General features: G+C 46.2%; 20 protein-coding genes and 1 pseudogene. 7 read left to right on the plus strand and 14 right to left on the minus strand.

Annotation, left to right across the window (positions count from 1 at the left end):
* Window positions 1–22: 22 nt before the first annotated feature.
* The 3 genes from AC4G47_RS29535 to AC4G47_RS29545 form a co-directional block, all read right to left on the minus strand.
* Window positions 23–1,237 (minus strand): AraC family transcriptional regulator, encoded by a 1,215-nt coding sequence (locus tag AC4G47_RS29535; RefSeq protein WP_491104070.1) that lies wholly within the window; start codon window positions 1,235–1,237, stop codon window positions 23–25.
* Window positions 1,238–1,527: 290 nt separating this feature from the next.
* Entirely contained in the window at window positions 1,528–2,274 is a 747-nt protein-coding gene (locus tag AC4G47_RS29540; RefSeq protein ID WP_458124606.1) for a Bax inhibitor-1/YccA family protein, read from the minus strand.
* Between the two features lie 192 nt (window positions 2,275–2,466).
* A complete protein-coding gene (locus tag AC4G47_RS29545; protein ID WP_036612270.1) occupies window positions 2,467–2,823 on the minus strand; it encodes a nucleotide excision repair endonuclease in 357 nt (118 codons plus the stop codon).
* Window positions 2,824–3,498: 675 nt separating this feature from the next.
* On the opposite strand from AC4G47_RS29545, the gene pdxR reads away from it, so the two are divergent.
* Genes pdxR through AC4G47_RS29560 form a run of 3 tightly spaced genes read left to right on the plus strand, consistent with a single transcriptional unit; the run spans window position 3,499 to window position 6,341 of the window.
* Window positions 3,499–4,950 carry a MocR-like pyridoxine biosynthesis transcription factor PdxR gene (pdxR, locus tag AC4G47_RS29550; RefSeq protein ID WP_458124607.1) on the plus strand — a complete coding sequence of 484 codons (1,452 nt, stop codon included), beginning with the start codon at window positions 3,499–3,501 and terminating at the stop codon, window positions 4,948–4,950.
* A 15-nt stretch (window positions 4,951–4,965) separates the two neighbouring features.
* Entirely contained in the window at window positions 4,966–5,886 is a 921-nt protein-coding gene (locus tag AC4G47_RS29555; RefSeq protein ID WP_491104073.1) for a D-alanine--D-alanine ligase, read from the plus strand.
* A complete protein-coding gene (locus AC4G47_RS29560; protein ID WP_491104075.1) occupies window positions 5,883–6,341 on the plus strand; it encodes a GNAT family N-acetyltransferase in 459 nt (152 codons plus the stop codon). Before AC4G47_RS29555 ends, AC4G47_RS29560 begins: the two co-directional genes overlap by 4 nt.
* A 116-nt stretch (window positions 6,342–6,457) precedes the next feature.
* Here the strand turns inward: AC4G47_RS29560 and AC4G47_RS29565 are convergent, their stop codons facing one another.
* The 6 genes from AC4G47_RS29565 to AC4G47_RS29590 all read right to left on the minus strand — a co-directional run bounded on the left by AC4G47_RS29565 (window position 6,458) and on the right by AC4G47_RS29590 (window position 13,058).
* A complete protein-coding gene (locus tag AC4G47_RS29565; protein ID WP_491106830.1) occupies window positions 6,458–7,243 on the minus strand; it encodes a glucose 1-dehydrogenase in 786 nt (261 codons plus the stop codon).
* Window positions 7,244–7,389: 146 nt separating this feature from the next.
* Window positions 7,390–8,853, minus strand: a complete 1,464-nt coding sequence (locus tag AC4G47_RS29570; protein WP_491104077.1) for a GNAT family N-acetyltransferase — start codon at window positions 8,851–8,853, stop codon at window positions 7,390–7,392.
* Between the two features lie 243 nt (window positions 8,854–9,096).
* On the minus strand, window positions 9,097–10,554 hold the full coding sequence (locus AC4G47_RS29575) for a copper amine oxidase N-terminal domain-containing protein (RefSeq protein ID WP_491104078.1): 1,458 nt from the start codon (window positions 10,552–10,554) through the stop codon (window positions 9,097–9,099).
* A 258-nt stretch (window positions 10,555–10,812) separates the two neighbouring features.
* On the minus strand, window positions 10,813–10,941 hold the full coding sequence (locus AC4G47_RS29580) for a hypothetical protein (protein WP_440391008.1): 129 nt from the start codon (window positions 10,939–10,941) through the stop codon (window positions 10,813–10,815).
* A gap of 111 nt (window positions 10,942–11,052) precedes the next feature.
* Window positions 11,053–12,567, minus strand: coding sequence for a DUF1877 family protein (locus AC4G47_RS29585; protein ID WP_491104079.1), 1,515 nt, complete (start codon window positions 12,565–12,567; stop codon window positions 11,053–11,055).
* Window positions 12,567–13,058 (minus strand): XRE family transcriptional regulator, encoded by a 492-nt coding sequence (locus AC4G47_RS29590; RefSeq protein ID WP_491104081.1) that lies wholly within the window; start codon window positions 13,056–13,058, stop codon window positions 12,567–12,569. The genes AC4G47_RS29585 and AC4G47_RS29590 overlap by 1 nt, the downstream gene beginning before the upstream one ends.
* A gap of 186 nt (window positions 13,059–13,244) precedes the next feature.
* On the opposite strand from AC4G47_RS29590, the pseudogene AC4G47_RS29595 reads away from it, so the two are divergent.
* Window positions 13,245–13,541: pseudogene (locus tag AC4G47_RS29595) on the plus strand (DUF4385 family protein); the annotation flags it as partial.
* Window positions 13,542–13,677: 136 nt separating this feature from the next.
* Complete coding sequence (locus AC4G47_RS29600; protein WP_491104082.1) at window positions 13,678–14,985, plus strand: VWA domain-containing protein; 1,308 nt, start codon at window positions 13,678–13,680, stop codon at window positions 14,983–14,985.
* A gap of 23 nt (window positions 14,986–15,008) precedes the next feature.
* Here the strand turns inward: AC4G47_RS29600 and AC4G47_RS29605 are convergent, their stop codons facing one another.
* The gene (locus AC4G47_RS29605) at window positions 15,009–15,824 is read right to left on the minus strand and encodes an SDR family NAD(P)-dependent oxidoreductase (protein ID WP_491104083.1); all 816 of its coding nucleotides are present in this window, start codon (window positions 15,822–15,824) and stop codon (window positions 15,009–15,011) included.
* A gap of 250 nt (window positions 15,825–16,074) precedes the next feature.
* Between AC4G47_RS29605 and AC4G47_RS29610 the strand changes: the two genes are divergently transcribed.
* The gene (locus tag AC4G47_RS29610) at window positions 16,075–16,734 is read left to right on the plus strand and encodes a TetR/AcrR family transcriptional regulator (protein WP_491104084.1); all 660 of its coding nucleotides are present in this window, start codon (window positions 16,075–16,077) and stop codon (window positions 16,732–16,734) included.
* Window positions 16,735–16,861: 127 nt separating this feature from the next.
* Here AC4G47_RS29610 and AC4G47_RS29615 read toward each other — a convergent pair whose 3' ends face one another.
* The 4 genes from AC4G47_RS29615 to AC4G47_RS29630 form a co-directional block, all read right to left on the minus strand.
* A complete protein-coding gene (locus AC4G47_RS29615; protein ID WP_491104085.1) occupies window positions 16,862–17,923 on the minus strand; it encodes an LLM class flavin-dependent oxidoreductase in 1,062 nt (353 codons plus the stop codon).
* Window positions 17,924–18,064: 141 nt separating this feature from the next.
* Window positions 18,065–18,469, minus strand: a complete 405-nt coding sequence (locus AC4G47_RS29620; RefSeq protein WP_491104086.1) for a hypothetical protein — start codon at window positions 18,467–18,469, stop codon at window positions 18,065–18,067.
* Window positions 18,466–18,876 carry a class I SAM-dependent methyltransferase gene (locus AC4G47_RS29625; RefSeq protein ID WP_491104087.1) on the minus strand — a complete coding sequence of 137 codons (411 nt, stop codon included), beginning with the start codon at window positions 18,874–18,876 and terminating at the stop codon, window positions 18,466–18,468. Before AC4G47_RS29625 ends, AC4G47_RS29620 begins: the two co-directional genes overlap by 4 nt.
* 150 nt (window positions 18,877–19,026) lie before the next feature.
* Window positions 19,027–19,368, minus strand: a complete 342-nt coding sequence (locus tag AC4G47_RS29630; RefSeq protein WP_076213779.1) for a zinc ribbon domain-containing protein YjdM — start codon at window positions 19,366–19,368, stop codon at window positions 19,027–19,029.
* Window positions 19,369–19,598: 230 nt separating this feature from the next.
* Between AC4G47_RS29630 and AC4G47_RS29635 the strand changes: the two genes are divergently transcribed.
* Entirely contained in the window at window positions 19,599–20,750 is a 1,152-nt protein-coding gene (locus AC4G47_RS29635; RefSeq protein WP_491104089.1) for a VanZ family protein, read from the plus strand.
* The last annotated feature ends 34 nt before the right edge of the window (window positions 20,751–20,784 follow it).

Below are 20,784 nucleotides of genomic sequence, written 5' to 3' on the forward strand. Positions count from 1 at the left end.
ATTTAGATACAAGGATTATATGTCACGTCGCCTGGGAATCACCATGGACGTTATCCAGATAGATGTTTGGACAATATCCCGTGAAGATCAGTAGAGCTTCATCCAGCATGCGCATCACGCCTAAAGCCGAATAATCAAACCAAGGGTCACCTGTAATCAGATGGACCTGGTACTGACGAATGGCCTTGAGCTGCCGCCATGTAACCGAATGCTGCAAGCTAAGCCAATACGCCCGTGAAGCTGCTTCGGGACACACCATTACGAGAATTCGATCAGGGTTCATTGCGGCTAGCTGCTCCAGTGTTAATGGATTATTGGCACTAATGTCAGAGAATGTGTCCAGTTGCAGCGCTCCATACAACACTTCTTCAATACCCGGATTGCTATAGAGGTACAGACTCTGCCCGTAGATCCGCACGACGATCACTTTCTCCCGGCCCACTTCCCGCTGTACCGATTCACGCGCCTTCTCCGCTCGCTGGTTGTACATGTGTATCCATTGCTCCGCCTGTTCCTCCCGTTCCAGGAATGATCCAATCATGCGCAGCTGTGTCCGCCAATCCGAATGGTGCTTGGGGACAAAACAGCAAGGCGCAATCTCGGCCAATTGGGCCTGATCCTGTTCACTAATCTGATCTGTACCTACGATGGCATCAGGGCGAATATGAACCAACCGTTCCACATTGGCCTCAAATCGCCAGCTCGTGTACGGGTCCGTCAATTTCAGGTGAGACTGAATCTCTGTACGATGTGCATTATAATAATAGGCGGTCCATTTGGGATCGATGGGTGCAGCGACGGGGATGACATTGAGCGCCAGAAGCTGTCCAATCACACTGGAGGAGCAGGTGGCAATCCGTTTTCTGGCGTTTTTCGCATAATCCGAAGGAGATACGCCAACTTCCTTTTTGAATTTACGGCTAAAATAGTACTCGTCACTGTATCCCACTCTGAGAGCAATATCGCGAAGCTTGTATCTGGATTCCTTCAGGTATCGCTTGGCTCGATTAATGCGCAGATCAGTAAGATATTCCATTGCGCTCTGTCCGTACGTTTTCTTGAACAAATCCACGAAATATTTCGGACTAATACCCGCCTCGGAGGCAAGGTCTGCAATCGATAGAGGTTGATCGTAATGTGTATCCATGTATGTTTTAACCTTCGCAAGATCCGTCTTGGGACTGCGGCCGGTAAGAGGCTGGTGCACAGCAATCTGCGGATCATTTTCCAGTAACATGAGGCCACTCCTTTCGATCTGCTTGATCGGTTTGATATGTAGCTAAAGAATGAAAACAGCTGGCAACTTGGTAACTTTTAAACGAAAATGATAATCATTATCAATAAAATACCATAACCATTTCCAGACCGTCAATCCAAATATGGTAATATGTACACACCTCGTGCCTTATCATTTCCTCTCCTACTGTTCAAAAGGTTGCCTATAGACTGCATCCACATATAACAAAAAAGCCAACGACGTGAGTAACACGCGTTAGCTTTCATGAAGTTCAAACTTTAACGATAAGATTAATTCCGGCTCCGTAATTTGCTAAGCAGACGGATCATCTCAATGTACAGCCATACCAGCGTCACCATCAAGCCAAATGCGCCATACCACTCCATGTACTTGGGAGCACCACGTTCAGCGCCACCTTCGATGAAGTCAAAGTCAAGGACCAGATTGAGGGCAGCCACAATGACGATAACCACTGAAATACCAATGCCGATCAAGCTGTTATCATGCAGATAAGGAATCGTAATTCCGAAGAAACCCAGTACAAAGCTCAGCAGATACATGATCATGATCCCGCCTGTTGCAGCCACGACACCCAGCTTGAAGTTCTCTGTAGCTTTAATCAATCTGGTTTTGTATGCCACCAGCAGGGCAATGAATACAGCCATGGTCAACAGAGCCGCCTGCAAGGTAATTCCGTTATACAGTGACTCATAGGTTGCGGAGAGTGCTCCCAGGAATAGCCCTTCTGCCACGGCATAGACGGGTACCAGATAAGGCGCCGATACAGGTTTGAACGAAATCACAAGTGCCAGAATGAAACCAACGATCAGTCCGCCATAAGCGAGCGGCATCACTTGTTGTCCGTTAAAGAACATCATCCATGTTGCAAACGCACTGCCCAGCAGGATCACCAAAGTAATAAATGCTTTGTTCACCGTGCCGTTGATCGTCATGTAATTCTGATACCGATCTTCTCCATATCCTTTGTTTTCAAACGTGCTGTCTTTAAGTGTAGGGTTACCGCTACGACCGATCAACACAATCACCTCTTCATATGTATTTGGTATATCTGTGATTCTACGTTCTATAATACTTAACTGAAGCTCTGGTATTTCTACATTTGTGCCAAGCGAAACGGGATGCAATCCTGCGATCACATCCTTCTCCATTGGCATAACACTTAGGACATATGTCCCAGACATTGCATGTTCATGTGCTTTTTAAGCGTCTTATTTGTACAACACTTTGTCTACATTGTATTTCGCTCGCATCGTGTTAATGATATATGTTTCGTAAATTTCACGATCTACCGGATCTTCAACCAGGCATACTTCAATCTTCGTTACTTCCTCGCGGTGATTCTTGATTGGTGATACAGTGTCTTCAAAATGCTTTTTGATACGGGGTCTTAATTTTCGTGCTTTCCCGACAAATAACAACTCTCCAGCGGCATTGTAAAACATGAAAATCCCGCCTAGTTCCCGGGTAATCAGGTGAAAATCAGTAAATCCATAAATGTGGCTAAGCTGTGGATCAGCCTGCTTCGTGATGGTTACATCTGGTGTTGGCACGGTAATATTAATCAATAGGCTCACTTCCTCATTATCTATAGGTTTAGATCTTATCACATATTATAAAGGGACACCATTTCATTCTATAAGAAGTACAATTCACGCAATTTTCGCTATTACGACAAATATTTCAAAAAAAAGGTTAACTTCCCTGATTCAAAGTGGTACTATAGGGGTATGAGGAAGAAATTGGGCACTGAGACATACGTCTTTATATCTACCTCCGTCTATTGTACCCTATGATTGAATATCTTTTTCATGCTGAATTCTGTTACGTGATCACGACAAGAGTACAGTTAGCAAGAACCTTAGCTTATAGATTGTGGATTCACCCTCTATTCGACCCTTGCAGCAAGCAAATGTAGAAAGACCTAGATTCATGATTTCACTGTAGATTTTAAGTATCACCTAGAAAGCCTGCAATTATAGCCGTACAGAAGTTATATAGACACACGTAGAAGGTCAGATAGCTATCGATCCTAGAGAGACTAGTCATGCAATGCAACTGTAGAAATTATAGCAGCAGTACTATAGAAAATGGATCAAGTTTCACCACCCGGCTCAGGCATATTGCCTGGGCTTTTTTGCGTTTACGCGAACAACCAACCACTCCCGCAGGGAAACAGAGGTATCGTGGTTCTTTCTGCTGGGTTTATAATATGGCAAGATACCAGTAGAGGGAGTGATGGGATGTATTCCGATCTACAACTGACGGAGGACCGCCCTGTATATATACAAGTCAAAGATTATATGAAGCGATTAATGCTCAAAGGTGGCCTGCAAGCCAAACAAAAGCTGCCCTCGACCCGTGAACTCAGTACACTCATGAAGGTTAGTCGCAGCACGGTCCTGCTCGCATACGCCGAGCTTGAAGATGAGGGACTGATCTATGCAGTCAAAGGCAAGGGCAATTACGTCAGTGCCTCCATCGAAACACCTGAGGCTACAGCAAGCTGGCAACTGGACTGGACGACGGAAGTAAGCGAGTATGCCATTCAGGCAGAGCAATACGATCTAATGAAGCATGGCTCTGGAGCAGAGCGTGGCGAGATCTCGTTTACCAGCATAGCACCGGATGAGAAGCTGTTCGATCTGCACAACGTGAAACGGGCTTTTCTGGATCGCATGTCACTTGAAGGCGAAGTACTGCTGAATTACGGATATGCGCAAGGATACAGACCACTCATGAACTATTTATTACGATATATGGAGAATAAAGGTGTTGACCTCCGTGGCAAGGACATTCTGATCACCAACGGATTCACGGAAGGCTTCGATCTGGTTCTTGGGGCGTTACGCAAAAAAAGCGGCAAAGCCCTCTGCGAGAATCCAACGCACCACACGGCGATCAAGAATCTAAAGTTGCACCAGTTTCACCTGACCGGTGTGAATATGGAACCGGATGGCCTGGACTTGAAGCAACTGGAACATGAGCTTGAGGCAAGTCCATATGATCTGGCCTATCTGGTTCCCTCTTATCACAATCCAACCGGGATTGTGACGTCCCCTGCGAAACGGGCGGAGATTATCCGGTTGATGAACCAATACCAGGTACCGATCATTGAGGACGGGTTCAACGAAGAATTACGCTATTCCGGTTCGCATGTCTCTCCCCTGATTGCCAGTATGGGTAAAGGCAATGGGCTCGTGTATTTAGGCAGCTTCTCCAAGGTGTTGTTCCCAGGACTGCGGGTTGGTTGGGTTATTGCGGATGCGGCGCTGATCGATTATCTGGAGAGTATGAAGCGGGCACGCAGCATCCACACATCAACGCTGGATCAATCGCTACTGTATCAATATCTGAGCAACGGTAATTTCGAGAAATATCTGAAGCGGGCTCGTACAGAGTATAAGCGCAAATATGAACTGGTTGTGCGCTGCCTGAAGCAGCATCTGCCGATGTGCCGGATCTCCGGTGAGGGTGGCCTGCACCTGTTCGTGCAGTTCCCGTCCGAATACAGAACTCGTGAACTGCTCGCGGCTTGTAAGGTGAAAGGTGTAACGTTCACACCTGGGGATACCTTTTATCTGGAACCCGGTCAGGGCGTAAACACGATGCGTCTGGGTTTCTCCAGAGTCAGCGATGAGAATATACGCAAGGGCATTCGGATCATTGGCGAGACAGCAGCTCAAATGAGATAAGAAGGAGGATTTCACATGAAAGTTGGCGTGATTATGGGCGGTACATCTTCAGAGCGGGCTATTTCCCTGCTCACCGGACAGGAGATGATCAACCATCTGGATAAGAGCAGATACGAGGTTGTGCCCATTGAGCTAAATACCAAGCGGGATCTGATCGACAAATCGGCCGGGATCGATGTGGCACTGCTTGCCCTGCATGGCAAATACGGGGAAGACGGTACGGTTCAAGGCACACTGGAATCATTGGGTATTCCCTACACAGGCTGTGGCGTGCTTGCGAGCAGTGTATGCATGGATAAAGACATGTCCAAACAGCTCATGCAGCATGCAGGTGTGCTTACCGGAGAGTGGCTGCGGGTGAGTCACATCGAGGAACTGTCCTCTATTGCTGTTCAACAATTAACGTACCCTGTGGTGGTCAAACCCAATTCAGGCGGTTCCAGCATCGGTACCCAATTAGTGAAGGAGGCTGCTGCCCTGCCCGCTGCTGTGGAGGCCGCCCTTGCCTGGGATGATACGGTCATGATTGAACAGTATATCGAAGGTGAGGAGATCACCTGTGCCATTCTGGATGGAAAAATGCTGCCGGTGGTCTCCATTCGTTCGAACGCCGAGTTTTTCGATTATTCTTCCAAATATGATGACCACGGAGCCGATGAGCAGGTCGTGCAGTTGCCTGTGAACCTTCACCACCGTGTGGAAGCCGCGGCACTTGCCTGCTATCAGGTGCTGAAATGCAGCGTCTACGCGCGCGTGGATATGATGATTCGCGAAGGCTTGCCTTATGTGCTTGAAGTTAACACGCTGCCGGGTCTTACCCGTAACAGTCTGCTGCCCAAAAGTGCAGCTGCTGCAGGCATTTCTTTTGCAGATCTGCTGGATACCATTATTGAACTTTCGTTGAAAGAAAGACCCAAGGAGGAGATACGATTATGAGTCTGGATGTAACCATTAGACATAGCTCTACTACGGATCTGCAAGATATGGTCATTCTGATGGATCAACTCGGTTATCCAACCAATTACGCCGAGATGGAGGAGCGCTATACCCACATTGCTGCAGACGCTAACTTCACCACACTGGTTGCTGAAGCACGCGGACGCGTAGTTGGACTGATCGGATTACAGACGTCTTATCTGTATGAAAAGAACGGAAGACACTGCCGTATCTTGGCATTGGTTGTACACGACCAGTTCAGAGGCTCAGGCATCGGCCGTCAGCTCATTCTTGAAGCTGAGCAATGGGCAGCCACCCATAACGTGGACTCCCTGTCTCTGAACAGTGCCAATCGCCCGGAACGTGAAGCTGCGCATCAATTCTATCGTCAGATGGGATTCACTGCCGGGAGTACTGGATTTAGCAAAAAGCCGCAGATTCTACAGCACAATTAACCTGCGGACGTTATCTCAAATTTCACACCAAAAAGAACGCCCCACTCCGCACATTGGAGGAAACGGGCGTTCTTTGTTATATCTATGTCGCATCGATATATGCTTTGATTATGGGATCAATATTTAGCTGATTGTGCACCATCAATTGGAATAATGGCTCCATTGATGAAGGGGGATTCGCCAGACAGCAGGAAGGCAACGAGGCGCCCTACTTCCTTCGGTTCACCCAAGCGCTTGGCCGGGTTGTCCTTCACGAACTCTTTGGATGCTGACTCCCAATCATTCGGATTGATCTGTTTGAACGAACCGATGACCATATCTGTCAGAATGGCTCCGGGGGCAATTGCATTAATGCTGATCCCGTGCTCGGCGTATTCAATCGCCGCATCTTTGGTCATACCGGCTACGGCATGTTTACTCGCTCCATAGGCAATCTGATTCGGCACGGCACGGATGCCACCAACAGAGGACGTGTTCACGATGTAGCCTTCGCCCTGTTTTTTCATCACAGGCAAGACGTGCTTCAACCCGTAAAATACACCCTTCAGGTTGATGTCGATGACTTTATTGAACATTTCCGTATCATAGTTCTCGATCAAGTTTTGCTTGCCCTCAATGCCTGCATTGTTGAAAAATGCATCGATACGTCCAAACTCATTGACCGTATCACTAACATACTTCTTCACGGCTTCTTCGTCGGCTACGTCACCTTCAATTAACAGAAACTCGGCATGCTGTATCTCCTCAGAGATTACACGCTTGGTCTCTTCCAGCGCCTTCATGTTCACGTCCACCAGGGCAAGCTTGGCCCCTTCACGTGCAACTTCCACAGCTGCTGATCGGCCGAGGCCGGAGCCCCCACCTGTAATCAGGACTACTTTACCTGCAAATCGTTCAGTCATCATTATTCATAGACCTCCCTATGCTATTTTTGACATCCTCCATACGAAGTACCCGTTTCTTCATTTGCTCTAATCAAACATGAATCTGTTACAACCAGCATCTCAACCGGATTAGTATGCTTCATCACTCGTTCTGCCATTCATTCTCAGGATTTCATAGCTTCATAAGCCGCAAACAGTTTCTCTACCTCTACCCCGTTGATCTTCATCCCAGCCACTTGACACTGCTCCAACTGAACCCCAGATAGATCACAATCGATAAAACGACTTCCTCCAAGATCACAATGCGCCCACTGCATGGGTACACGGTCAGATCCAAGATGTGTATCCTGGAATTGAACGCCATCCAAAGCACAGAATTCAATCTTGCTGTCAGTTAGCCGTAAATCGGCTAGCAATATATTGGTCATATTTAGATTGGTAAATTTGCTTCCACTCAGGTTACAGTCGGTGATCCGACTATTGGTCAGATTACTGGTACTGTACCGAACTGAGTCAAGATTAGCTTGAACAAACTCAACCACTGACTCACCCGAGTCCTTGGATAATGTCTCTTCACATATTGGATCAAAAGAATCAACTGACATGTTCTTCTCATATCCAAACTCTTCCTCAGATGCATAGACACGAATATATCCCATTTTTTCGTAAAAATGATGATTATCCAGCTGCAGACCTGAGGTCTCCAGCTTCCAATTTTCAATCTGCGGAAATTCAGTCTCAATAAGTTTCATGACTTGAGATCCCACACCACGTCCTTGGCATACGGGATCAATATAGATCTTATCGATCCTGGCATGTTTTCGTCCAAGCACGTTAACACTCACCCCTCCAATGGCACATCCGTCTGACTCCACAATATAATAGTCCCATTCACGAATCAGGTAACGATGCATTCGGATAGAAGAATAACCAGGTGGGCATAGATTGCTATCGATTTCCTTCTCACCGTCCGACCAGACTTTTATGGCATGATCAAAAGCGCGACTGCACATCTCTGTAAGTACAACAGCATCTTCCTGCTGTGCTCGTCGTATACGAATTGCAGAATGTACCTGCTTCGGTTGCACTGGTTCGGACTTTATTTTGAGCAGTTCAAAATAATCGTAGTTCTCCTGGTCCACTAGCTTTCTACGAGAGACATAACGAAAACCCGTATGCTCCAGAACTTTGCATGACGGCTGGTTGAACGGCTTCACAATGCCCACGATTCGATTCAGCAAGGTATGCTCAAATAAATATGATGTTAGGGCTTGAACCGCGTCTGTGACGTATCCTTTATTCCGGTAATCCCGGGAGATGGCGTAGGCCACTTCCCGGTCTCCATGATCCAGCATGTCATTCGGAAACACCCCGCACCAACCGATGATGCGCTGATCTTCATTGTGTACAACGGCAAGTAGGATGCGTACATCTTCCGGGTTGAACTGCTCGTAACTGCTTACGACAAATTGTAAAAATTCGTGCAACTGCTCCTCGGTCATTTTCCAATCCGGCAGGATATCCGTGATTTCGGGTTGTTGGATTAATGCATGCACGGTAGCCTGATCTTCCATCGTAAATGGACGCAACGTGATGGAGTTTGAATGGATGAATAATTGACTTTTCATATACAACACCTCTGGGGATTTATTTAGGATGACACAACAAAGAGGAGCACCTCCAATAGAGGTACTCCTCGATCCGTTTCATCATTTCAGAAACGCCGAAGCTCCTCGTAATGGGTCAAAAGGACACACGTATCCCGTTCATGGTCTAACGGAATTTTTGCGGTGTTCTTTTCACGATCATTACGAGAAATCTGGCATATTCTGAAATCCCCTCTCATACTAAGGCTTACTTATAAGTCTCAATTAAGGACGGTCAATGTAGATCCAGCCTGTTTCTTGTTCCTTATCTACAGTAGCTCCAAGGGATTCAACCACAAAGCGCAGCGGCACATATGTCTTGCCGTCCTTGCCTACATAGGCGGATTCCACCAAGGTCACTTCTTTACCAGCAACCGTTGCCTTCTTGGAACCTACAGTCAGGACAATCTCATCACCAGTGATGTCATCAATGACAACGATTTGGTTCGAGCCTTTGGTCCATTTCACTTCAGCATCCAATTCTTCGGATACATAGCGAAGCGGAACAAATGTTGTATTCTTAACGGTGATCGCCCCAGCGTATTCATCATCCGGGAAGAGCACTACACTTTTACTCGTGATCCCGGCTTCATCTTTCAGTAATTGATACGCCAGTGAATTGGAATCGAAATTGCGCAGCATCTGACCAGGCGTAATATCATCCTTCATCAGATCCATAACGCCGCCCGATACATCCACTTCATCGACTGCAACCGTTCCACCGATATTCCACTGTTCACTGTCTCCACTTACGGTTACGGATTTCAGCGGCAGATCTACGGAAGCAGGCAGCGCCACTTTCAGTTCAAAGTTTTGCTTGCGAACATCCAGCTTGCTGTCCAGATAGAAGTCCAATTTCAGTTTGGTTTCTGTACCAAATACCGTTTTGAATTCAGGGGTCTCATTCAACAGGTTGTTCAGTTCCTGATCATAATTGACGAGCATACTGTCCAGTCCCACTTTGATCATGGCATACAGTGATGCAACAGCTTCATCTTTCGATTCAGGAACGATTGAATTCAGCGTGTCGTCTCCCCCACCTTCTACCTCATTAACGGCTTCAAGTACAGGGTAGAACACATCATACAAATCTCCAATCAGATCTTTCAGTCCTTGCTCATCTTTCGAAATACTCGTCAGGAATGGTTTGACCATGGCAAGCATCTCTTCACCACTAATCTCCATGTGCAGCTTGGAGAGGCTAAGTGCTTCGCCATTCACGGATTCCTGTACCGGAGTCACGGAAATGTTCTTCGGATTGGACAGGTGCTTCAGAACAAAAGAGAACAGTTTCGGGGAAAGTTCCTCGAGTTGCTTCTCCAGAGCCTTCGTATCTACCATCGGAAGAGCTTCTGCATCCTGGAACGTATCCAAAGATATGTACAGAGGTTTCTGGGCTCCGTCCAGATCAATGACCAATTGAGACTCATTCATGGACAGGTGGAAAGGTAACTTCGTTCCCTCCATGCTGAATGTGCCTTTCACTGATGCGGTGTTAGCATCTTTCATTTTGGCTTGATCAATATCCAGGGATATGGAATTAATGAGTTCGATCATTTCAAGGTCTTTCTCTGTGGCAAATTCCGTAGCCGGTTCTATGTTTATATTCATGGATTGTCTGGATTCACCGGACTTGATACTCGCGCCATTAGCCATGGCTTTGCCAACATCTACTCCACCCACAGCCTGACATCCTGTAAGAACAACCATTAATAATACGAGTGGCACTGCCATCCATTGGACTAACTTTCGATTCGTAATATGATCTCCTCCTTAGAAAAATATGGTTCACTCCCATTATGAAGGTACAGGGAATTATTGTAAATGGATACACAAAAAATAAACCAAAAGGCCGGAACATGTCCGACCTCTGGTCTATCTATATTTCAGCATATCGTAAGATTCGATAAAACATCCTACTTCATTATGCAACGCTGGGAATTAGTCTTGCTCCTGATCTTCTGCGAGTTTCTCATCCGTTTCTTCATCTTCCGCAGTTACGGGAGTCTCGAATTGATCCGGCTCGTCCTCTTGAATCGCTTTGTTCTCTTCGTTCTGATCCTGTGTCATATCCCATTCCCTCTCTTCTACCGGATTGTCATGTCATTAAGGCCAGAGCCTTGTGTCTATCAATAACCCGAATAGGCGTAGTTCAAACCTATCACACCAGCACTGCCGCGCTTAGAAAACATAAAAGACGATCCCATTTCCGCTTGCAGCCGTTGCCTGAAACAAGGCCTGGATATCATCCACGGTCTGAACGATCTCCTGAAATGTCTCTTCCGCATCCCAATCTTCCATGACAGGATAGACGCCTTCAGCGATCATCTGGTCCAGGCTATACCGCTCCTTTAATTCTTCCGGTGTGAGCTGCTCCAATGCCATGTAGGCTTCCAGCACCTGCTCGTTACTAAGCAAAAACAGATCCATGTCCGAATAGTTTCCCAAGTATTGCTCACCTGCGAGAGGTACCACATAACCGAGAGGTGGCTCCCCCTGGACCAGGTTACCGTTCAGGGTGAACTGCAGCATCTGCCATGTTTTATCGATATCCAGATCAACTGCACAATCGTGCACACTAACCTCGCCTGACTTGATAGATTCAATGAGCTCCTTCGTGACCACAAGATATCTGCCGGACATTCCCATACCGTTATCCCTCCTGTGTAATTCGTTCTGTTGTTCCCCATTAACCGTGCATGATGTAAAAGAATCGGGGTATTGTGCCATATAGTGAATCAACTCATCAGGTATAGCCCACTTGAACACACTAGTCAGTAGAGGATTACGAAAAAAAGATCGAACCGCTTCCATATTTATGTCCGCTGAATAATCTTCAAATAGGAGCTCTTCTCGCTCCCCTGATCGACACTGCAGATTTGCCACCTGTGCAAGCGAAGATTGTTCAAAGATGAAGTCAATCATACGAATAACAACAGGTTTTACATACTTTGACGTTGTTACATGTACTTCCATTCGCTGCAGATCATAGATTAAGGAAAATACCGTATCTTCGCGTTTGGCAGAAGCCAGTACCTTGAAGAGTGCGTCTGGATTATCAAGAAATGTCCCGGAATTAGTATAAATGTCGGAAACACATGAAAACCGATCCATTGAATTTTTCTCATAATCATCCCATTGTGACCATACACCCTGCCCTGATTCCAGTTCACGTATTGCATCACTATAGATGGTATTCGTAATTACTGGCGCCTCCAAAGGCGCGGAATGCACACACATTTGACCCTGGAGAAACTCCACAATTACATAATTTCCAGTACGATCTGCAATCAGATAGTGTAACTGGGAAGTGCTCTGACCTATTCCGATTTTCCCCGCTGCCTCCAATGCTTCATCTACAGTACTGCAAGTATCCAAAAGATATTGCATCCACTGAAGCTCGCTTACAACTGGAAGGCCATCCTCAGCTGGATACTGGGTCGACCATAACGTGGTCTGTTCAATCACAAGCCCTGCTTCATTTATTCCTCCATTGGGATTCTCCTTCCCTACCTGCGAAACGGTTAGACTCCCATAGACAGAAGTCCATGATGCGGGAAGAGATGGAGGCATGATCAAGGCAGTTTTGTGCAGACCACGCTGATTTGTGAACAGATATGCTCCATCATAGATCACATCCTGATTTTTGCAGACCCAAAAGTTCTCTTGAAATTTCGCTGCGAATGCTGTGCTCATTATTCCCCCTCCTGATGAGAGAATTGTGCAGATGCACTTGCCATGAACTCAGCTTTACTAAGCCACTCTTCAGATTGTTTGAGCGTTTCCTCATCTCCCAGTTCAATGATCGCTGCAAACCTTGCAATCAAAACCTGCTTGTGTTTTTCATGCATTAACTGTACAAGCTTCAGCCTGTAGGCTTCTTGCTTCTCTTCTTCCCCTTCCCTCTCCAACTTCTGTTCAATAAAAAGGATTTGTATATTCACTGTATTTTCAGGTGTGAGATCACGCAAATAATGTTGTCCATCAATCAGTACCTCATGTTCCACATGAAAATAATCAGCCAGTTGTTGCAATCTATCCTTTGGAATTGGCCGTCGTTTCTTGACCCAGTCATTAAATTGCTGTGGAGTGAGTCCTACCTCCTTGCACACCTGAGTGTACGATAACTGGTGAATATGAGCCAAGTACTGCAATACCGTCATCGAGGGGAATGAAACTTGATTCATGCACAACACGTCCTTCACAAATGTATTTTATTAAATTGACATATAATATGTCATTATACAGGAGACATATTATATGTCAATAACGCTTATTCACTTATTTTCATCTTCAATAAGACCGGGTAAACGATAGTACAGATTACCAATTGTTGACGGCAACACATATCATCTCAAGGAGGAACCAAACGGATGAAAAAATTCGATTACAGCCTCAACTATGAAGAGCTAGATCTGCGCAAGCATCCTGAACTGTACACTGTTGGACGGGGAGAGCAGGGTGTTCTCATGGTTGAGCCATACAAGGGCGAGATTTTGCCACACTGACGGTTCAAGACACCCGAGATTGCGACAGAGTCATCCGAGAAGATCTATAAGCTATTTTTGGAGTATAAGAAAAAGGGAGATTTCGTTGGTATGGATATGGCTCGCAAATTTCTCCAGATGGGCTATACACGGGCCAGACGGTATATGAATCACAAAGGAGGAGCATCGGGAAAAGTACGAGTCAGAGCAGACGTAAGAACATCGGGTAAATGATTGACTTATGGAAACATTTGTCTCAGAATCTATCTTGTTACTGTTCATTTTCAACCATTATATTGGAGAAGAGAGGCATACGGTCATGACCGATTCGTTCATTCAATTAAACTCAGGACAAAATATCAGCATCAACGAATGCGAGCAAATTCAGGTAACCATTCAGTGTACATCAACCCCTTCTCCCTTGGATGTTAGCTGCTTTATGGTGAACGAAGAAGGAAAAGTTCCATCTGACGACTATTTTGTATTTTATAATCAGAAGGCTGATCCTCAGCATAGTGTACTTCTGCAACAGGCAGAGGAACTACAATCCTCTTTTGTACTGGATACGAATCAATTACGGCAGGCTCCTGTGGAAAAATGTGTGTTTACGGCTACTCTGGATGCGGGAGGCACATTCGCCGATGTTCAGACATGTCAGGCAGTTGTACAAGCGGGTTCCCAGCAGATTACCTATGAGATCAAGCAGGTCACTGCGGAAACAGCACTTATTTTCATTGAAATCTATAAGTATCGTGACGGATTCAAAGTTCGTGCAATTGGACGAGGTTTCTTTGGTGGGCTGCAGCCGCTGGCAGAGTCATTTGGTGTTGAGATTGAGAGTAACGACACCTCGGAAGCTGAACAGGTCCTTCTCACGGCACGTGCTGAAGTTGCAGCGACCTCTCCTGAAGCCCCGGCACCTGTTGCTGAACCGACCACAAATCATCCACCGTTGAACCTGACCAAGATCGATCTCCTCAAGCGTAAAGTAACCCTGTCTCTGCAAAAGAAAAATATTGAACCTATACAGGCACGTGTTGCCGTCGTATTCGACGCATCAGGCTCCATGTACCATCTGTATCGCAAAGGCATCGTGCAAGAAGCCTTCGAGCGTATACTGGCGATTGCATCAGCATTTGATGATAACGGAGAGTTGGACGTCTGGTTCTTTGCCAAAGACTTCTTGCGTGCCCCTAGCGTCACCGCCAGGGATTTCGAGAATTATATTGAACGCACATATACGCTGGGAAGCAAAGGCGGTACCAACAACGAACCTCCTGTGATGCAGGATGTCATTCGTAAATACACGATCGAGGAACCTAATGTGAAGATCCCAACGTATATTATCTTTTTTAGCGATGGTGGAGTCAGTCAAAAAGGGAAAATTATGCGGCTTATTACCGAAAGTTCAACCAAAAATCTGTTCTGGCAATTCGTTGGCCTGGGACAAGCCAATTACGGTATTTTGGAGAATCTCGATGACATGACTGGACGTTTCATCGATAATGCTGACTTTTTTGCACTGGACGACATCTCCAAGATCAGCGATGAAGAATTGTATGATCGTCTCCTTACCGAATTTCCAGACTGGATGAAGGAAGCTCGGGCCAAAGGCATTTTGGCCTAGAGCATTCGTCCCATATAAATTATTCAGGCTTGCACTTTCTCTGCTTTATCACCCTTGGAACGTGGCCTTAGCATACTTCCTACGATTCGCAACATGGACTTGCGTGGCATGAGGCGGGAGAGCTGCGCTGTCCAATAGTTTTGGGCCCCAGGCACAGCATAAGGTTTGCCTGACTCCAGCGCCCTCATGGCCACTGCCACGACATGCTCAGGTGTATCACGTTTGCCCACGGAGGCTTCTTCAGCGCCCACTACATCAAAGAACGAAGTCTCGGTTGAACCCGGACATAGAGCCAAGAACTGAACGCCACGCTTCCTGTTTTCTTCATATAACGCCTCTGTAAAAGAAAGTACAAATGCCTTCGTTGCTCCATACACAGCCATATACGGATCAGGTTGAAAGGCGGCAGTCGAAGACACATTAATGACAGCACCATGTTTCTTCTGCAACATGCCTGGCAAGAAAAGATGTGTCATATTGGTCACGGCCAACACGTTCAACATAATCTCATCCTGCTGCCTGGAACCATCCACTTGTTCAAATAACCCATGAGTAGCGAATCCAGCATTGTTGATCAATATATCGATCTGTATGCCCCGATTCTGGCATTCCTCATATACGTTACGTGGTGCCTCTACCTCGGAGAGATCCGATACGATTACCTCAGCCCTCACTTGATATGTACGCTCTATTCGTTCTGCCAATTGATTCAGTTTGGACTCCGTTCTGGCCACAAGCACGATATTTTTACCCTTGGAAGCCATTTCGAGTGCAAAAATCTCCCCGATACCTGAAGAAGCACCTGTAATAAGTACCCATTGATGTTGATCCTTTTTCATTTTTCATCCATCCTCTAATTATAATTGGAATTCACGTTTTCACTAAGAAACGTTGTTTCTATATAAAACCATCGTAACCACAATCCACGATCCTGTCAAATCATAATTGTTAAAATTGAATTTAGAACATGGTGCTTCTTTTCTAAATTCGGATTAAATTGACGTTAGCCCGCGTAAAACAGTAGAATGACCTTAAGAAGCGGAAACGTAGTTTCTGTTGAACAACAATACGGTTACGAGGATGAAATCAATGAAGGATCATCATTCAGGTTCCACGGAATCTGCACATACAGTAACGACCTTTCAGCAAGCCAGACTCCAGCACTCGGATAATCTGCGGCAAAATATTGTGCATGCTGCTGCTGCTTTACTGCAAGAGCATGGACCAGAGGCTGTCACGGTACGCCGTGTAGCTGAACGCATGGAGTGCTCCACCAAGATCATATATAACCTGTTCGGCAAAAAAGAAGGGTTAGCCAAACATCTATATTTAGAGGGATGTTCCCTCATGGCCCAGTATTTTGAAGCTATACCCCGACAAGCGTCGTTCGAACAATATTTCCGTGATCTGGCCCACGTCTACTGGGACTTCGGCATTTCGCAATCCAGCTTCTATCAGCTGATGTTTGGAGGTTCTTTTTCCGAATTCAAACCGGATGGAGAGACCTTGCAGGGAACAGCGACTGCATTGAAGCAAGTGTCTGCCTTGGTGGAGATAGCCATTGAACAGGGAATGATTCAGGTACAAGATCCCCTGCTTGCGGTACGAATGATCTGGGCACCCTTACACGGTGTTATTCATCTGTACCTGGGAGGCCATATTGAGAGCGAAGAAGCTGCCAGAACCCTCTATGATCATACGGTATCGATGGTCATACACTCCCTTTTGAGTACATCTGCAAATGAATAAGCATGAAATCTGTACACTTTAAAGCTTTTAGAAGTTAAACGGAAAAGGAGCAGATCCATTGGCATAATGCGCCTAGGACATGCTCCTTTTCTTTGTTCACTCTCTAACCATATCGACTCACAGCCGATTAACGTGTCTCTTGGTTCTCGGCTTCCCAACGTGCAATTTCCTTGCGTACGATTGGAGCGACCTCTTTACCAAGCAGCTCAATTGCTCTCATCACCTCGTTGTGCGGCATGGTGCCGAGGGGGGTGTGTAACATGAAGCGGGTAATACCAACTTCTTTACGCAGGTAAATAATTTTCTGAGCTACCGTCTCCACATCACCCACGTACAAAGCACCTTCAAGGCTGCGCGCCGCATCAAATGTCGCACGGCTATAGTGTCCCCAGCCACGTTCACGGCCCAGTATGTTCATAACCGCTTGAGCTGGCGGGAAGAATTTCTCCACGGCTTCGTCTGTTGTATCGGCAATGAAGCCGTGAGAGTGAGAAGCAACGGTCAGCTTGGAAGCATCATGTCCCGCATGTGCAGCTGCTTTCTTGTAAAGCTCCACCAGTGGTGCGAATTGCACCGGACGGCCACCGATAATGGCAAGCACCAGCGGTAAACCGAGCAATCCTGCACGAACAACGGACTCCTGATTACCGCCACTGCCAATCCATACCGGAAGTTTCTCCTGTACAGGGCGCGGGTAGATGCCCAGATTGTTAAAGGAAGGGCGGTGTTTGCCTTCCCAGGTTACTTTTTCCGAATCACGCAGTTTGAGCAGTAAATCCAGTTTCTCGTCGAATAGTTCATCATAATCGTTCAGATCATAGCCGAATAGTGGGAACGATTCGATAAATGATCCCCGCCCTGCCATAATCTCTGCACGCCCATTCGAAATGCCGTCCAGTGTCGCAAAATCTTGAAATACCCGTACCGGATCCTGCGATGACAGCACCGTTACAGCGCTCGTAAGGCGAATATTCTTGGTCTGTGAAGCTGCGGCCGCCAGAATGACAGCTGGTGATGAAGCGGCGTAGTCAGCACGATGATGTTCCCCCACGCCGTATACATCCAGACCCACCTGATCTGCCAAAACAATCTCTTCAACGACATCGCGAATGCGCTGCGCATGACTGATAAGCTCTCCCGTTTTTACATCCGGATTCGTCTCCACAAATGTACTAATTCCGATTTCCATTGTCTGTTCCTCCCTGGTATGAAGCGATCCGTTGTCCATCTAACCTATTGTAAGTAGATCACCTTTTGTTATGTATCTTAATATTGAACTATTTTAATGAAAAACACAAGTACCCTCTGTTTCCAGAGGGCACTTTTATGATTATTTCTTTCTCCCAATGTACAGCAGGTGCGACGAGATTCCCAATATGGAAGGATCTTTGGCCGCCTCAATCATATATTGCATGAGTTCATCATACTCGGCACGTTCTTGCCAGTATTGCTGTTGATCGTCCGTGAGCATCGCTCTAAGGCTCGAAGAACCAATCAAATCGACAGTTTCGAAGTTGTGCTGTTCCATGAAAGGCGTAACGTCCTGAATATTGAAATAGTATGCTCCCGTAAATCGTCCTTGATCCTGATGATCGAAGATACCCTTTTCCACAAAAGAACGAATGGCTCCCATATGGTCATTTGGCTTCCAATGCTGCGGAGATTGTAACGAATTGATACTCATGCGCATTCGGCTCTGCATCGCTATATACACCATGCCCCCCGGCTTGGTCACACGATACAACTCTGCACAGCAGCCACACGCTCCTCATCTGTCTGCAGGTGATACAAAGGCCCCAGCATGAGAGACGCATCATATGTCTCATCGGCAATACCGGAGAGCGAAGTCGCATCGAGAACATGGAATCCATTGAATTGCTGCATTAAACCGAACTCCTGAGCCTTTTGCCGTGCAGTATCCACGGAGGATGGTGTCAGATCGGATAAAGTGACTTGGTACCCCATCTTTGCCAGCTCCATGGCATATTTCCCCGGCCCAGCGCCATTATCCAGAATATGACCGTTGGCAGGCAGATACGCTCTGATGTAATGCATGTTAATGATGAATTCAATCGGTTCCCGCTCCAGTCTCCCCCACTCATCAAACCCGGAATAATATTCAATAATATGATCTCTCTTCATCGCTTTGGCACCTGCCTTTTCTGATATGTAGACCACCCAAGCATGTTCAAAAATTAAATTCCAACCAGTATATATCTACTAAATATTTCCTGTCAAACAAAAAACGTTCAATTCCCTTGGATACGGAACTGAACGTTTCTCAATCTTATCTTATATCTTTTTCACAAATTCGGATTTCAGCTTCATCGCACCCAAACTGTCAATCTTGCAATCAATATCATGATCCCCATCAATCAGGCGGATATTCTTCACTTTCGTACCCTGTTTGACCACAAGTGAGCTACCTTTTACCTTCAGATCTTTAATGACCGTAACGGTATCACCATCACTTAGCACATTTCCGTTTGCATCACGGATTACCTTCGTATCCTCTGCGTTCTCATTGTCTGCTTCCAAAGACCATTCATGCGCACACTCCGGGCAAACCAGCAGGTTACCATCCTCGTACGTGTACTCAGAATTACATTTCGGGCAGTTAGGCAAATTAGACATATGTATTAAACTCTCCATTCTACGATTGGCTTTCCCGCAAGTATACGGGAATTCGGCGGTATGTTCCATACGCTTGCTCACTGCATGGATGGATTTAAACCAAATTTAAGGTTTATGCCTCCCTGACTTTAAGGGTAACTACTTATGATGTAACTATTAGATACACACTACAAATACATGAATTTAGAATGAATTTTACTATATTTTTGATATCAAAGGAGTGCCTACTCATGTCTTCATATGTTTTTCCGGTGCAAGCGGCATTTGCTGTATTTGTCGTCGCGGCCATGTTTTTGCTGGTGCCGTGGTTGATCTATGGTTATCGTAAAGACGGCTTCTTTAGCTGGTCGCGGTTTGGCGTCAGCTTTTCCTTTATCTTTTATATTCTGGCTGCTTATTGCCTCGTCATTCTCCCGTTTCCAACTACGCGAGATACCTGCGCACAGCAGGCTGCTGACACGATCTACTACAATCTGATTCCATTCACTTTTGTCAAAGACATCATGAAGGAAACACCCGTTGTATGGTCTCAGCCTTCCAGCTATCTCAGCATGATTCAGGGCAGAGCCTTTCTGCAAGTTCTATTTAACGTCCTGCTTCTCATGCCGCTGGGTGTATATATCCGTTATTTTTTTCAAAAGAGATCGTTCTGGAAATATGCTCTACTGGGTGGATTTGGGCTTTCCTTATTCTTCGAGATCACTCAAATTACTGGATTCTACGGATATTACAACTGTCCCTATCGCTTGTTTGATGTAGATGATCTGTTATTGAACACTTCAGGAACAGTGCTTGGATTTGTCACAGCTCCCATTCTACTCGCTTTGTTTCCATCCCAAGCAAGTATCCAGGCGAAAAGTGAGCAGATCGTGGAGCAAAATCACGTGTATCCCGTACCACAACTGCTTGCATTGCTTATCGACGGTGCGGTAGTCGTGCTGATTACCAATGTGTTGTCCATCTTCACCCCGTCCGATGTCATTCAAGGAGCACTGAATACATCCATCGCGATGGTGATCGTACTATTCTTCATTCCATGGGTACGGAGCGGAACAACACCAGGCTCAGCTATTCTGCGCTTCCGATATGTGAATCGCCAGAGCGGCTCACCGACCATCGAATCGTTATTTAAAAGACTGCTCGCACTTTACACGCCTTGGTTCGTGGTTACAATCATCCGCTGGGTCAATGATTATGCCTTCACCAGTAATCAGGATGTTATGCTCCAGCCTTATCAAATATTGCTTTCCCTGGGAACAGTCGGTGTCTATATGTTGGTCTATGCCGTGCTCTTCATTCATGTCTTAATTGTGCTGTTCTCCCGTGGAAAACGTTCCTTCTACTTCGATGAGGTATCCCGCACGCGGGCCTCTCGTAAATAGTTAACATGTCTGCTAAGCGCTAAGCTTCCGTAAA

The sequence above is a fragment of the Paenibacillus sp. Negev47 genome, from assembly GCF_058313655.1.